The organism is Dongia sp., assembly GCF_041906375.1.
Taxonomy (GTDB): domain Bacteria; phylum Pseudomonadota; class Alphaproteobacteria; order Dongiales; family Dongiaceae; genus Dongia.
On record NZ_JAYRJJ010000001.1, the window covers coordinates 565493 to 580251 of the forward strand.

The window sequence follows — 14759 nt, forward strand, 5'->3', positions numbered from 1 at the left end:
CTATGCGGCGATTGCTGGCAGAGACCCTTGTTGCGGTCACGCTCCTTTGCGGGAGCCTGCCGGCAATCGCCCATGCCGAAACGTTCGATGTGGCACCCGGCGGCGATGGTCTCAAGAAGGCCATTGCCGCCGCATCGCCGGGAGATACGCTGCGGTTACTGCCTGGCCACCATCAGGGGCCGGTCGTGATCGATAAGGAACTTATCATCGAGGCCACGGGCAAGCCGCCTGCGGAAGTCGTCGGAAACGGCATTGGCAGCGTCATTCGGATCGAGGCGCCGAACGTGACGGTGCGGGGAATCCATGTGACCGGCTCGGGCAGCGATAGCACGAATATCGATGCCGGCATTTATGTGGCGCAGGGCGCCGACAATCCAATCATTGAAGATAATATAGTCGAGGGAAATCTGTTCGGGGTCAGCTTGCACGGCCCGAAGAATGCCTTGGTCCGACACAATGTGATCGCCAACCGCAACGATCTGTGGCTGAACAATCGCGGCAACGGCGTCCATATGTGGAACAATTACGGCTCGCGGATGGAAGCGAATGAGGTGACCGGAGGGCGTGACGGCATTTTCGTGCAGTTGGGCGCCGATAACATCATTGCCGGGAACAAATTCGCCAAGCTGCGTTTCGCGGTGCATTTCATGTATTCGAAGCGGGGCGCAATCAGCGACAATCTCTCGGTCGGCAATCATGTCGGCTATGCGTTGATGTATTCGGATTTCCTGAAGGTTGCCGGCAACGTCACGGTACGTGATCGGGATTACGGCCTGATGCTGAACTCGGCCAGGAAGGGGGACATTCATGACAATGTCGTCTACGGGACGCAGGACAAATGCCTGTTCTTTTATCTGGCCGCGAAGAACAAGCTTCATGACAATCGATTCGAAGGATGCGGTATCGGCGTTCACGTGACGGGTTCAGACGCCAATCTCGTGGGCAACAACGCTTTTGTCGGCAACCGTGTGCAGATGCACTATGCCGGAACGAAGAATTATGAATGGTCGATTGACCGGCGCGGCAATTATTGGAGCGACAATCCAGCCTTTGACCTCAATGGTGACGGTATGGCGGATACCGCCTATCGGCCGAATGACATTGTCGACTGGGTGGTCTGGCGCTATCCGCTGTCGAAGCTTCTTCTGTCGAGCCCGGCGATGGAAATATTGCGTGCGGGGCAGAGTCAATTTCCGGCGCTCTATCCCGGCGGTGTTGTCGATTCATACCCCTTGATGACACCGCCGCCAGCATCGCGTCCTCTGCCGGAGGTTCCAGCGGAAGTGCATTGGGAAGAAGGCCAGGCGGATCCAGCATCGTGAACTTCATGACAAACATGACAGGCGTTGACACACAGATGACGGAAGCCCAGCCGGCCGTCCAGGCAAAGGGGCTGGTCAAGCAATATGCCGCTCACCGGGCGGTCGATGGCATCGACTTTTCGATTGGCGCCGGCAGGACTGTAGCGCTCATCGGCCACAATGGCGCTGGCAAGACGACATTGATGAAGCTCATTCTCGGATTGGTGCGGCCGAGTGCGGGCGAGTTGATCGTCTTGGGACAGCATCCGGCCAGCGCCGGCCTCGACCACCGGCGTCAGATCGGATTCTTGCCGGAGAATGTCGCCTTTCATGACGAGTTGACCGGCACACAGACGCTCAATTTCTATGCGCGCCTCAAAGGCATTCCGCTTGGTCAATGCCGTGACCTTCTGGATCGCGTCGGCTTGGCTTTCGCCGCCGGCCGTCGTGTGAAGACCTATTCCAAGGGTATGCGGCAGCGGCTCGGTTTGGCGCAGGCATTGCTGGGCGTTCCGCGCCTGCTGCTGCTGGATGAACCGACGACCGGGCTTGACCCGAACTCGCGCCGGGAGTTCTTTGCCATTGTCCAGGAACTCTCAGCGCGCGGTGCCACGGTGCTCATCTCGTCGCATATTCTGACCGAGCTTGAGGCCAAGACGGATTTGGTCGCCATCATGAATGGCGGCCATATGGTGGCGTTCGGACCGCTCGACCAATTGCGCCAGCAGGCCGATCTGCCGGTCAAGTTCTTCGTCGCCTGCGCGCGCAGCGTTGATGAGGTGCTCCGCGCCCTGGCGCTCCCTACGATGAAGACTCACATCGCCGGCGACGGTCGTGGTGTCGATATCTGGTGCCGGGTTGAGGATAAGATGGCGATGCTGACGGCGCTGGTGGCGATGGGTTCGGCCGTCACCGACATTGATATTCGGCACCCCGGCCTCGACGAGATCTATCGCCATTTCAGTCCCCAGCCGGCGGACTCTTCAGCAGGTGACGCATGAGGGCCATTCTCATCATTGCGCAGAAGGAAATCACCGATGGTCTGCGCAATCGCTGGGTTTTGGGCGCCACCTTGCTGCTGGCAGGTCTTGCCTTTGCGCTTTCGTTTCTCGGCAGCGCGCCCAGCGGACAACTCGGTGTAAAGCCCCTGGCCGTGGTCGTTGTCAGCCTCTCCAGCCTGACGATTTTTCTGATGCCGCTCATCGCCTTGCTCATTTCCTATGATGCCATCGTCGGCGAGATCGAGCGTGGCTGCATGCTGTTGCTGCTGACCTATCCGGTCACCAAAGGGCAAATTCTTATCGGCAAATTCCTGGGTCATACCGGCATTCTTGCCATTGCGACCCTGGTCGGTTATGGCGCCGCTGGTATTGCGGTCGCCTGGAGCGGCGATACGGATGCGACCTCCTGGCAGGCATTTGCCAATCTCATCGTCAGCTCCATCATGCTGGGCTGTGCTTTCATCGCCTTGGCATATTGGGTGAGTGCCTCGGTGCGCGAGCGGAGTACGGCGGCAGGGATCGCTATCGGCATCTGGTTCGGCATGGTCGTCATCTATGATCTGCTTCTGATGGGGCTGCTCATTGGGACCAAGGGCTGGATCGATGCCACCGTCTTTCCCTATCTCTTGCTGGCCAACCCAGCAGATATCTATCGGCTGCTCAATTTGACAGCGTTCGACAATATCCGCAGCTTCTCCGGCATGGCCGGCCTCAGCGAACAGGCTCAATTCTCTCCGTTGACCCTGGTAGCGGCCCTGGTGGTGTGGATCGGCGTGCCGCTGACTTTGGCCGGCTTGCGTTTCGGCAGGAGCGAATCATGAAAAAGCTTCTCGTATTCTGCGCCTCGGCCTTGCTGTTGGGATTGACAGCCTGCTCACCAGAGGAGACGGCGACGCTGCCATCGCCGCATGAGCCGGATGCAAATTCGGTTGCTTATTTTTGCCATATGTCGCTGCCGGAGCATGAAGGGCCGAAAGGCCAGCTTTTTCTGCGCGGGCAGAAGGAGCCGGTCTGGTTTGCCTCGGTCAGCGAGGTGTTCATGTTCCTGGCGACAGAACTGGCGCAACCGCGTGACCTGGTCGCCGTCTATGTGAATGACATGGCGCAGGGCAGTTGGGAAAAGCCAGCACCGGGTGCGTGGATCGGCGTTGAAAAGGCTTTCTATGTGGTCGGCAGTAGCAAGACCAGCGCTATGGGCGAGCGCGAGGCTGTGCCGTTTTCAAGCCGGGAAGCAGCTCTGGCTTTCCAGCAGAACTTCGGTGGTGAGGTCGTCGATTTCGCCACGGCTAAGGCAGCGCTTTCCGCCGAATTGGCGGAAAGCGGCAGTTGAGAAGGGCTATGCAGATGACTTTCACCTCCGCAAACAAGGCTCTTTCGCGCCGTCGGGTCTTGACGATCCTCGCCGCCAGCGCAGCTCTTCCCTTCACCGGCTCGTTCGCCCGCGCCATGCAGCAGCCCTATCGGTGGCAGGGGATCGTCCTTGGGGCAAAGGCAGATTTGACCCTTTACGCCGACGATCAAGGCATGGCCGCTGCGGCAATCGACTCTGCTCTCGCCGAAGTTGCGCGCCTTGAGGCGATTTTCAGCCTGCACCAACCGCACTCGGCCCTCAATCAGCTTAATCGTGCCGGCGAATTGCGCGATCCGCCCTTTGAACTAGTTGAGCTGTTATCGCAGGCAAGGCTTCTGAGCGTGGCGAGCAATGGCCGGTTTGATCCGACCATTCAGCCGCTTTGGAATCTGCTTGCCGAGCATTTCGCTGGGCCGGATGCAAATGCAGCAGGCCCGGATCAGCAGAGGCTGGCAGCTGCGCGGGCTTTGGTGGATTGGCGCGGAATGGAGATATCGCCCGCGCGCATCGCCTTTGATCGACCCGGCATGCAGGTGACGCTAAACGGCATCGCCCAGGGCTATATCAGTGACCGGGTCGGCGATCTCCTGAAGGGGCGGGGTTTCACACAGGCGCTGGTCAATCTGGGTGAGATGTTGGCGCTGGGTCGGCGCAGCGACGGAACGGCCTGGCAGATCGGTATCCCGTCACCTGTCGATCGCACCACATTGCTGGAGTCGCTGGAACTTGCCGGCGGTGCCATGGCAACTTCGGCCGGCGCCGGTATGCGCTTTGATAGTGCTGGGAAGTTCAATCACATCATTGATCCGACGCGCATGACTTGCGCAGATCCGGATCGGGGCATGACGGTGATTGCCGACTCAGCGGCAATTGCCGATGGTCTTTCCACCCTGGGTACTTTGATCCCGGACCTTGCACAGGACTTTGTGCCCTTGTTGGCGAGGTTCAACGCCAAGGCCCATGTCGTCGCCGGCACCGCCGGAACGGTTACGCAACTCGGTTAGGCCTCCGCCGCCTGGGAATTGAACGCGCTGCGCTTGAAGCGGGCCGTGCCTCGATGCGAGGGATGCGGGGGGTTTCCCGTGGCCTCTCGAAACTTTACACTTACATTGTCAGGGGAACTTCACGAGCGTTAATCGCTTGATCAGGCAATGAACTTGATTGGAGGCCGCATGACAAAGCGCCGAGATGCCGGCTCGTTCGAAGAAGCCATGATGAGGATTGTCAAACTGCTTGGGGCGACCGAAGCGGCTGAGATCGTGAATTTGTCGCCGAAGACAGTGCGGGACTACTCGGATCCTGCCCGCGCCGGGCGACCGCGGCTGGCCGAGGCCATAAAACTGGACATGGCTTGCCTGGAGAAATCCGGAGAAGCGCCCTTATTCGTCGCTTATCTGCAGCATTTAGCGGATGTCGTTCACGGCTCTTCACCGGACCAGGGCGGCGGTGGCGGTGACAATGATTCCCCGCCAAGAAAGCTTGTTCAGCCATACAGCTGAAGCCGAGCGGACAATGCTCAAGGAATTGGCAGTAAGTTCATAACTAAATGTGCGCGTAAGTGTGGATGTGGGATTCTGCCGATGGACGGCCGAGGCTAGTTTCTCGCCTCGGCCGTCTTCGCGCTTAGTTCTCGGCTTTGGTAAGGTATTCGGGGAGAGATTTCAGGTTTTCTTTGGTGGTGTTGACGATCGCCTTCACGTCATCGCCCTTGCCGGTCAGCTTGATGTCCTTCCAGTTCAGGAGGACATGATGTGTACCCATGCCGAGGAAGCCGCCGACATCGACCAGCACCCCGACCAGGCTGCCGCCGCTGTCAATCACGACCTCGCCGGCTTCGCCGATCGTATCACCCTGGGTGTCCTCAATGTTGACACCGACCAGCTGGCTGGCGTTGATTGAACCATCTGGGTTCTTGACCGGGGTGCCGAGCAGTGTTCCGTCCCCGCCACTGGCCGTGGTCATGCCCGTGTCATCGGAATTGGCGTCGGCATCGGCATCGGCATAGATCTCGCCATTCTCTGTCAGAACCTTACGACGGTATCTATCATCCGAATACTCATAGGCAGCTGCAGCCTTCGCTTCGTCGACAGTCATCCTGGATGTGATGACTTCATCTTCCGTCATGGAGAGATCTTTCCATGGCACGTTGATGAGTTTTTCGCTCTGCAGCCACCCGCTGACATCGAGCACGACGGCCTTGACCTTGCCAGAACTGTCGACCAAGACGCTGTCGATCTCGCCAACGGTATTGCCATCGGTATCAACGACATCCTTGCCGACAAGCTTGCCAGCGTCGATGGCGCCTGTCGATTGCAGTTCAGTCTGGGTGGTGGTGCTGTCTGCGATTGCCGGCAGGCTCATCATGCCTATGGCAAGAGCCATAGTGGTACCAAGTTGAAGAATGGTTCTCATAATTAACTCCCTCGAAGTAAGTGACTTCAAGGGTAACGAAGGTTAACTGGAACGGTTGCGCGTCCTCCGTTTCTGCTCGGCTATTCGGGCAAAAGGCAAATCGGGCTTCACGCCCTGCCGGCAGCCATCCTTGCGGGGGTGTTCAGCCAAGGATGCTCTAGATGGAAACGATCAATATACACTTCCTGTCGCGCGCCGGCCGCATGCTCCATGCTGGCGATATCTTCAAACAGGCGCCGATTGCGCTCGAATATCTGCAATAGTTCCGACGCGGATGGGTCCGGCTTGTCGCTGCAGGCCAGCAGGGCATCCTTAGTGACACGGCAGACGACGTGGCGACCGCGGTCCAGCCCGATAAAGCGCAGTCGTTCCAAGTCGAAATTGTAGACAGGCATCTCATTCAGGAAGCGCAGCATCTGATCCTCCGGACTGCGGGGTCCTCACTATGCGGAGCAGGTCGGCGACCTGGCAAAGCCCCTTTCTCCGAAAACCAGCGGCATCACAGCTTTCTCACTAAAGCCTATAAGTTGCGCCGAATTTCGTTGATTTAGGCGGAGAGCCGTTGTCCCAGCAGCTTCTTGCCGCCTTCCAGTCCAATCCACAGCACGGTGGTGCTGACGAGAACCATTGCAAGGTCATGGCCGTGAAGAGGCCCGAAATGGAACAGGCCGCGCAGCACCGGCAACGCGTTGACGGTCATCAGAATCGTGCCGACCAGCCCCAAGACAAGCCCGAGGGCGAGGTTCTTGCGTGCCACAGCCAAGCGCAAGGACGGGCTGAAGCTTCGGTTGACGAGAATGAGTGCGATTAGGCAGAGCACCAGCGTTGCAAATACCAGGGCGCGGATTTCGTCATCGGGCATGCCGGCGGACCAGGCACCGAACAAAGTCATCCCCGTAATTAGCAAGGTTGCCAGTCCCTGCAGAGTGCTCCAGATAAGCAGTGAGCGAGAGAAGAGGGGAGCTTTCGGGTTGCGGGCCGGGCGCCGCATGAGGTCTTCTTCATCCTTCTCCGCTTCAAAAACCAGGGTGCAGACCGGATCGATTACCATCTCGAGAAAAGCGATATGGATCGGCCCAAACAGGATCGGTAGGCCGAACAGGAGCGGCAGGAGCGCCAGGCCGGCGATCGGCACATGGACGGCGATGATGAAGCCCATGGCCTTGCGGAGATTGTCGTAGATGCGCCGTCCTAGCCGGATGGCGCTGACAATCGAGGTAAAATCGTCATCAAGCAGTACGATCGATGAGGCTTCGCGCGCTACGTCCGTGCCACGCCCGCCCATGGCGATGCCGATATGTGCTGCCTTGAGTGACGGCGCATCATTGACGCCGTCACCGGTCATGGCGACGATCTCGCCGCGTCGCTTGAATGCCTCGACCAGGCGCAGCTTCTGCTGCGGCAGGATCCGCGCAAAGATACCGACGCCGTCGATGCGGTCAGCGAGATCGGTGTCGCTGATCGCATCCAGTTCGGTGCCGGTCAGAACAGAATTAGCGTCAATGCCGGCTTCCGCGGCGATCGCACGGGCGGTGGCTGGGTAGTCGCCGGTGATCATGACCACCCGTATGCCTGCCGAACGGCACTGGGCGACTGCCGCCGGCACACCTGGCCGCAATGGATCCAAGAGGCCCACGAGACCGAGGAAGCTGAAGTCGAAATCACGCTGCGAGTCGGGTAAGTTGGCGATGGCAGAATGAGCATGCGCTACGCCCAGCACGCGCATGCCTTGGCGCCCCATCTCGTCGACGGCTGTCTTCACCCTCTCGACATCCGCTGCCGACAGATGGCAAAGCGCTGCAACAGCCTCTGGCGCACCTTTGGCGGCAACCAGACAGGTGCCGTCGCTCGCCTGCCATACGTTCGACATGGCAAGAAGATCAGGTCGCAGACCATATTCTTTGACAAACCGGAAAGCCTCCCCTTTCGGCAAGCGCGGTGTCAGATCATGAAATGCCTTCTCCATCGGGTCGAAGGGAATTGCGGCACTGGCCAGGATCCCGTTCTGGGCCAGAGTGGCAAAAGCTCCAGGCAAGGCTTCTGTGGTATTCCGCTCGACACGCAACTCTTCCCCCTGCCAGAGGCGGAGAGCGGCAATCGACATGCGATTTTCAGTGAGGGTTCCCGTCTTGTCCGTGCAAAGGATCGTTGCTGCGCCCAGTGTCTCGATCATGGCAGCGCGCCTGGTCAACACGCGCACATGCGAAATGCGCCAGGCTCCCATGGCCGTGAAGACAGTGAGGACGATTGGGAGTTCCTGGGGAATCAGAGTCATGCCGAGCACGATGCCGGCAAGTATCCCTTCCATCCATTGTCCATGATAGAAGCCGTAAACGAGAATGACCGTCAGACTGCAGAACGCCGCAATTCCAGCAAATATGCGAATTAGCCGGCCGGTCTGAATCTGCAAACGCGGCGGCTCCTGCCTCAACCGCCGAAGACTTTCTCCAATCTTTCCGATTTCAGTTCGCGGTCCAGTAGCGATAGCTTCACCAAGGCCCGCCCCTCGAACAACCAAGGAGCCTGAAAAAGCGGTAGTAAGGTCGTCTCCACCCGGGCGTTGGTCAAGTGCAGCAGCGGCTACTGTCCGAGGTCTTTTGCGAACCGGGACTGATTCTCCGGTAAGTAGAGACTCGTCCGTTAGTAGATCCCGCGCTTCGACAAGGCTAACGTCGGCGGGAACTCGGTCCCCTTCCGCCAGAACTACAATATCTCCTACCACGACCTCTCTGCCGGGAATTCGCCTATGCGTACCATCGCGAATGACAAGTGCGCGAGGACTGGAAAGATCTCGAAGGGCCTCAAGCACTTGCTCGGTCCGTGATTCCTGAATGAGCGTAATGAGGATGGAAAAGGCGACGAAAACGAGCAGGATCAATGCATCCGTGCCGCTGCCGACGAGGAAATAGATAGTGCACCCGCCCAGGAGCAGCGCCAGCATTGGCTCCTTCAGGACATCAAGCAGGATAGAGAGCATGGAGCGGGATTCGCTGTGCGGCAGCTCATTGGGGCCGTTACGCAAGAAGAGAGCTCTGGCCTCTGATTCGCTTAACCCGCGATAAAGTTCTGTCAAGTCGGTCGTTGATTTCATTGCCATCGTTACCCTGTGCCGGTCGCAGGCCGGCGCGGCATTGCGACATCAACAAGCTTTCCTTAACTCATTCACTTATACTACTATTTCGGCGCAGGGGGCAGGGATGACGAGCGACGCCGAAACGACCATTACCCACGATATGCTGCGTGAGCGGGAGGCGCGGCTGCGCTCGATTCTCGAAACAGCGCCCGACGCTATCCTCGTTATTGATGAACGCGGCATCATTGAGTCCTTCAGCCCAGCCGCCGAGCGTCTATTCGGATACCGGGCTGGTGAAGTTATCGGCCGCAATGTCAGCATTCTCATGCCATCGCCCTATCACGAACGTCATGACAGCTACATCCAGCACTATCTGGATACGGGTGAGCGACGCATTATCGGTATCGGGCGCATCGTCGTCGGGCAGCGCAAGGACGGCAGCGCCTTTCCGATTGAATTGTCGGTTGGCGAGGCGATGATCGGTGGCAAGCGGCATTTCACGGGCTTCATTCGCGACCTGTCGGAACGTCAGCTGACCGAGAACCGGCTGCACGAGTTGCAGCTTGAGCTGCTTCATGTCTCGCGGCTCAGCGATGTCGGGCAGATGGCGTCGACACTGGCGCACGAACTCAATCAGCCGCTGGCGGCGATCGTCAACTACATCCAGGCAACGCGTCGCATGTTGCAGGCCGAGACAAGTGTCTCGCCCAAGATCACCGAGACGATGGACAAGGCGGTAGTTCAGGCGGCGCGGGCCGGCGAGATCATTCGTCACTTGCGCAGTTTCATCCAGCGCGGCGAGGCTGAGAGGCAGATCGAAGAACTCAACAACGTCGTCGAAGAGGCGACTGCCCTGGCCCTTGTCGGCGCCAAAGAAAGCAGTATCAATGTGCGCTGGGTCCTCGGTACGGAACCGATGACGGTCCTCATCGACAAGGTGCAGATTCAGCAGGTCGTCTTCAACATAATCCGCAATAGCGTCGAGGCGATGAGCGAGCATCCCTTGCCGCGCGACCTGGTCGTGGCAACAGGTCTGGTCGGCAAAGACACAGCGCAGATTTCCATCAGCGACAGCGGTCCCGGCCTGGCGCCCAAGGTGATGGCGCAGCTCTTCCAGCCGTTCGTCACTACCAAGGAACGGGGCATGGGGCTGGGACTCTCCATCTGCAAGACAATTATCGATTCGCATGGCGGGCGTCTGTGGGCCAGCCCGAATTCCAAGCGCGGTGCTACATTCTATATCGCGCTGCCTATCACCGGTGAAGCTGACGGAAGAACGGGATGACGCTGGTCTATATTGTAGATGACGACGATGCAGTGCGCGATTCTTTGACCATTCTACTGGAATCTGCGGGGCTGACGATCGAGGCATTTCCGGGAGCGGAGCCGGTGCTGGAGCGCTGCAACGCCAAGGTACCGGACTGCCTCGTCACGGACGTACGCATGCCTGGCATGGATGGCATGGCGCTCTTTGCGGCACTGGGCAAGGCCGGCATAGATGTGCCGGTCATCATCATGACCGGCCATGGTGAAGTTCCGCTGGCGGTTGCGGCGATGAAAGCCGGTGTGTCCGATTTTGTCGAAAAACCCTTCACCGACGAGGCCATTCTTGGCGCCATTTCCGGTGCCATCAAGAAGCACCAGGACCGCCTGCGTCTGCGCCCGGCCAGTGCGGAACTCCAGTCACGCCTTGACAGCTTGACCGCCCGCGAACGTGAGGTTTTCGACCTGCTGGTCGCCGGCGATGCCAACAAGATCATCGCTCATGCGCTCGACATCAGCATCCGGACGGTTGAAATCCATCGCGCCCGAGTGATGGAAAAGATGAAGGCCAGGAGCCTGCCGGAACTCGTGCGCATGGCGCTGGAATTGGGTACCCTACGGCTCAGCTAGTTCCTTGACCACGTCGATGAGGCCCGGCATATCGGGGTCCGCCCGCCGGGTAAAGCCGAGGCGCTGGCAGATTGCCAGCATCGACGCGTTCTGCAGCTTGACGGTACCGGTGATGCGAGCCAGGCCGATGCTCCGCCCATAAGCGACGATGCGCTCCATCATGAGACTGCCGAATCCGCGACCGGCCATGTCGTCGCGCACGATGATCGCGTATTCCGCCGTGACGTGGTCCGGGTCCATCAGCAGGCGGACATCGGCATAGATCTGTGCGGGAATCCCTTCAGGTGCCACCGCGTCGGTCAGCACCAAGGCCATCTCCCGATCGTAGTCAATCTGGGTAAAGCCAGCGATCATTTGATGTGTCGGATTGGTCACAACGCGGAAGAAACGCAGTTCGACGCTTTCAGATGAAAGATGTTTGAACGCCTCCATCATGGCCGGTTCGTCTTCGGGACGTATCGGTCGCAGCAGGAACCGACTGCCATCTGGCAAAGTGACAATTTCCTCAAGCTCGCGCGGATAGGGCTTGATCGCCAAGCGTGACGTCGGTGTTTCCGTCGTGGTCCGGACATGAATGCGGGCGTCGAGGGCAACGAGGGTATCTGCGCGCACCCAAAGGGGATTGATGTCGAGTTCGGTGATCTCGGCAAAGTCGACGATCAATTGCGCGACCCGGACGATCGCCAATGCGACACCGTCAAGGTCGACTGCCGGCTGGTCCCGGTAGCCGAGCAGCAGCTTGTGGATACGAGTGGCCGCGACGAGTTCGCGCGCCAGCTTGAGGTTGAGCGGCGGAAGGGCCAGCGCCCGGTCGGCCGTCACTTCGACGGAGGTGCCGCCCTCGCCAAAGAGAATCACAGGGCCGAATTGCGGATCCAACACGGCACCTATGATTAGTTCGTGCCCAGCGCTGCGGTCAACCATTGGCGACAAGGTGAAACCTTCGATGCGTGCGTCGGGTCTTATCTTGCTGATCTTGGCCAGCATCGCTTCCGCCGCGGCCTCGACGGCAGTGCCATTCTGCAGGCCCAACACGACACCGCCGACATCCGATTTATGTGTGATGTCCGGCGACAGAAGCTTGAGCACCAGCGGTCCCGACATCTTCTCGGCAACCGACCGCGCCGCCGCCGGTGTCGCCACGATCTCATCCGCTACGGCATTGATGCCATAGGCGCGGAGTACCGCAAGCGATTCCGGCGAGGTCAGGAAATCTCGCCCCGCATGCAAGGCCTGATTGATCATGCGTCGAACAGCCTTTCGGTCCGGCGTGAAATTGGCGGGGAGGGAGGGCGGGGTCTCGGTCAGCTGCGCTCGACTCTGTCGATAGGCGACCATGTGACCGAAGGCTCGCACAGCCTGTTCCGGCGTCGGATAGCTGGGAATGCCGTTTGCGGCGAATTTATGCCGTGCTGGCCTTGACGTCTGCTCGCCGATCCAACTGGTGAGAATGGTTTTCTGGTGATTGCCAAGACCGGCAATGACGGCTTCAGCCGCGGCATCGCTGGAGGTGAGCGCGGACGGGCTGTTGAGTACCAGGAGGGCATCGGAGCGATCGTCGGCGGCAAGAATGTCAATGGCGGCACGGTAGCGCTCCGGATCCGCATCGCTGACGATATCGACTGGGTTCTGATGCGACCATCCGGAAGGCAGCACCTGGTCGAGCTTGCCGATCATGTCCGGATCAAGTGGCGCCAGACTGCCGCCTTGTCGAACAAGGGCATCCGCAGCCAGAATGCCGGCGCCGCCGCTGTTGGTGACGATCGTCAGCCGCTCACCGCTGGCCGGACCCATCAGGGCAAGGGTCTCCATGGCTTCGAACAGCTCAGCCAGGTCGTTAACCCGCAGCAGGCCAACGCGGCGGAAGACCGCGTCATAGACTGAATCGCTCCCGGCCAGGGCCCCGGTATGCGATGCTACCGCACGGGCTGTCTCGGCATGCCGCCCAGACTTGATGATGATCACGGGCTTGAGGCGCGCGGCGCGTCGGGCCGCTGAAACGAATTTCCGCGCGTTGGTGATTGCCTCGGCATAGATCAGAATGGCACTCGTGCTGGCGTCACCCGCAAGATAGTCCAGCATGTCCCCGAAATCGACGTCCAGCATCTCGCCCATCGAGACGAGGTGCGAAAAACCAATGCCGCGCGCTGCCGCCCAATCCAGTGCGGAGGTCAGAATGGCGCCCGATTGCGCCAGCAGCGCAATTGATCCCGCCTGGGCCGGCAGGTGCGCGAAACTGGCATTTAGACCGATGGCGGGAACTGTCACCCCAAGGCAATTGGGGCCAAGCAGGCGCATCAAATGTGGCTTGGTTGCAAGCTGCATCTGCCGCTTCATCACTTCTCCCGCGGTGCCGTCGAAGCCAGCGCTGATGATGATTGCGGCACGTGTGCCGCGTGCGGCGAGCTCGTCGATCAGGCTTGGGATGGTTGGCGCCGGCGTGGCGATGACCGCAAGGTCGGGCACACGCTGCAGCTGGCCAAGCGTAGCTACGCAAGGATGCCCCAGGATGGAGCCGTATTTTGGGTTGACCATCGCGATTTCGCCGCGAAACCCGTTCTGCAGCATATTGCGGGCCAGCACATGGCCAAGCGCCCCTTGGCGGTCGCTGGCGCCTATGATCGCCACCGACTTTGGGCGGAAAAGCCTGTCCAGATTGCGGATGGTCACGAGATGCGCGTTCCCTGCCGAAGCCACGGTCTACTATGCGGGCGATATGGTGCCGGTCAACAGCGCCTTCCTGCAACCCGGATCAGCTTTGGAACCTGAACGGAAACGCCCGCTGCCATTCCTAGCAGCGGGCGGTGAAAAGGACTGTCCGAAGCCTAGGAAGCCATGCGCAGGCCAGTGCGGCTGTTCGGGCGCTTGCCTTCCCGGGTGAGGTCGACCCCGGCCGCGGAAGCCAGTCTCTTGAGATCGAGAATGTCGAGCTTCTGCCCGCGCAGGATCATTACGCGATCCTTGCGCATGGCTGAAAGGGCACGGCACACTGTCTCACTGGTAAGGCCCAAAGCATCCGCGATGTGCGGTAACATCAACGGCAATGTCATCGTTCCGTCATGCAGCGATGTGCCGGTGCCCTGCGCCCGCATGACGAGTTCCAGCAGCAGATGAGCAACGCGCTCCTTGGCGGTCCGGCGGCCGACGCTGGTCAGATGCTCAAAAGCACGGGATTCGGCGTCAGCCATGATCTCAAGCAGACGGAAGCCGAGGGCCGGCACATCGCGCATGAGATCGAACAGGCGCTCGCGGGTGAAGACGCTAAAGGTGCAGCCGGTGAGGGTTTCCAGGCTATGCGTCATGACACCGGTCCCTGGCAGGCCGAAGACCACGCCGGGCAAGGCAAAATCAAGGATCTGGCGGCGCCCGTCTTCCAGGATTTGGTGGCGGAAGGCCCAGCCATCGAGCAACAGATAGATGTTGTGGCAATCATCGCCTTGGTAATAGAGCGATTCGCCGGGCTCCAAGGTGATGAAAGTGGGGCGCGCCGCATTGACGCGAATCATATCCTGCGGGGTCAGGCCGCGCGCGAGAAGCGAAGGAAGAGCTTGGGGAACAGGTGCTGCCGTGACATTCGAGCCTTGCTGAGCTGGATAGTTCGGATGCGTCAGCACCTGCCCGGCGATCGTGCCTTCCCGATGGAGCATTCGGTCCTGCGACATGGCAACGGCAGTAGGCATAACGTCCCCCTTCTCTCGACGCCGAGCATTTCTTGATCGGCAGGGGGA

At 59.7% G+C, this 14759-nt stretch carries 13 protein-coding genes; 8 read left to right on the top strand and 5 right to left on the bottom strand.

The window, feature by feature from the left end; genetic code table 11:
- Positions 1-2: 2 nt before the first annotated feature.
- The 6 genes from ACE3OA_RS02565 to ACE3OA_RS02590 all read left to right on the top strand — a co-directional run bounded on the left by ACE3OA_RS02565 (position 3) and on the right by ACE3OA_RS02590 (position 5152).
- Positions 3-1322 (top strand): nitrous oxide reductase family maturation protein NosD, encoded by a 1320-nt coding sequence (locus ACE3OA_RS02565; RefSeq protein ID WP_374307526.1) that lies wholly within the window; start codon positions 3-5, stop codon positions 1320-1322.
- 35 nt (positions 1323-1357) lie between these two features.
- Positions 1358-2302, top strand: coding sequence for an ABC transporter ATP-binding protein (locus ACE3OA_RS02570; protein ID WP_374307528.1), 945 nt, complete (start codon positions 1358-1360; stop codon positions 2300-2302).
- Positions 2299-3123: an ABC transporter permease subunit gene (locus ACE3OA_RS02575; RefSeq protein WP_374307531.1), complete on the top strand. Its 825-nt coding sequence runs from the start codon at positions 2299-2301 to the stop codon at positions 3121-3123. Before ACE3OA_RS02570 ends, ACE3OA_RS02575 begins: the two co-directional genes overlap by 4 nt.
- Complete coding sequence (locus ACE3OA_RS02580) at positions 3120-3632, top strand: nitrous oxide reductase accessory protein NosL (protein ID WP_374307533.1); 513 nt, start codon at positions 3120-3122, stop codon at positions 3630-3632. Before ACE3OA_RS02575 ends, ACE3OA_RS02580 begins: the two co-directional genes overlap by 4 nt.
- 14 nt (positions 3633-3646) lie before the next feature.
- On the top strand, positions 3647-4657 hold the full coding sequence (locus ACE3OA_RS02585; protein WP_374307535.1) for an FAD:protein FMN transferase: 1011 nt from the start codon (positions 3647-3649) through the stop codon (positions 4655-4657).
- A gap of 168 nt (positions 4658-4825) precedes the next feature.
- Positions 4826-5152, top strand: coding sequence for a hypothetical protein (locus tag ACE3OA_RS02590; protein WP_374307538.1), 327 nt, complete (start codon positions 4826-4828; stop codon positions 5150-5152).
- Between the two features lie 124 nt (positions 5153-5276).
- Here the strand turns inward: ACE3OA_RS02590 and ACE3OA_RS02595 are convergent, their stop codons facing one another.
- The 3 genes from ACE3OA_RS02595 to ACE3OA_RS02605 all read right to left on the bottom strand — a co-directional run bounded on the left by ACE3OA_RS02595 (position 5277) and on the right by ACE3OA_RS02605 (position 9156).
- Positions 5277-6035 (bottom strand): PRC-barrel domain-containing protein, encoded by a 759-nt coding sequence (locus ACE3OA_RS02595; protein WP_374307540.1) that lies wholly within the window; start codon positions 6033-6035, stop codon positions 5277-5279.
- Positions 6036-6172: 137 nt separating this feature from the next.
- Positions 6173-6481: a DUF1488 family protein gene (locus tag ACE3OA_RS02600; RefSeq protein WP_374307542.1), complete on the bottom strand. Its 309-nt coding sequence runs from the start codon at positions 6479-6481 to the stop codon at positions 6173-6175.
- A gap of 131 nt (positions 6482-6612) precedes the next feature.
- Positions 6613-9156 carry a cation-translocating P-type ATPase gene (locus ACE3OA_RS02605; protein WP_374307544.1) on the bottom strand — a complete coding sequence of 848 codons (2544 nt, stop codon included), beginning with the start codon at positions 9154-9156 and terminating at the stop codon, positions 6613-6615.
- A gap of 106 nt (positions 9157-9262) precedes the next feature.
- Here ACE3OA_RS02605 and ACE3OA_RS02610 point away from each other — a divergent pair, with 106 nt between their 5' ends.
- Entirely contained in the window at positions 9263-10423 is a 1161-nt protein-coding gene (locus ACE3OA_RS02610; protein ID WP_374307546.1) for a nitrogen regulation protein NR(II), read from the top strand.
- Positions 10420-11031 (top strand): response regulator transcription factor, encoded by a 612-nt coding sequence (locus ACE3OA_RS02615; RefSeq protein ID WP_374307548.1) that lies wholly within the window; start codon positions 10420-10422, stop codon positions 11029-11031. The genes ACE3OA_RS02610 and ACE3OA_RS02615 overlap by 4 nt, the downstream gene beginning before the upstream one ends.
- On the opposite strand, the gene ACE3OA_RS02620 is transcribed toward ACE3OA_RS02615, so the two are convergent.
- Positions 11017-13701: a GNAT family N-acetyltransferase gene (locus tag ACE3OA_RS02620; RefSeq protein WP_374307550.1), complete on the bottom strand. Its 2685-nt coding sequence runs from the start codon at positions 13699-13701 to the stop codon at positions 11017-11019. The two genes, ACE3OA_RS02615 and ACE3OA_RS02620, sit on opposite strands and share 15 nt — an antisense overlap.
- Before the next feature lie 155 nt (positions 13702-13856).
- The gene (locus ACE3OA_RS02625) at positions 13857-14711 is read right to left on the bottom strand and encodes a Crp/Fnr family transcriptional regulator (RefSeq protein ID WP_374307552.1); all 855 of its coding nucleotides are present in this window, start codon (positions 14709-14711) and stop codon (positions 13857-13859) included.
- Positions 14712-14759: the final 48 nt, after the last annotated feature.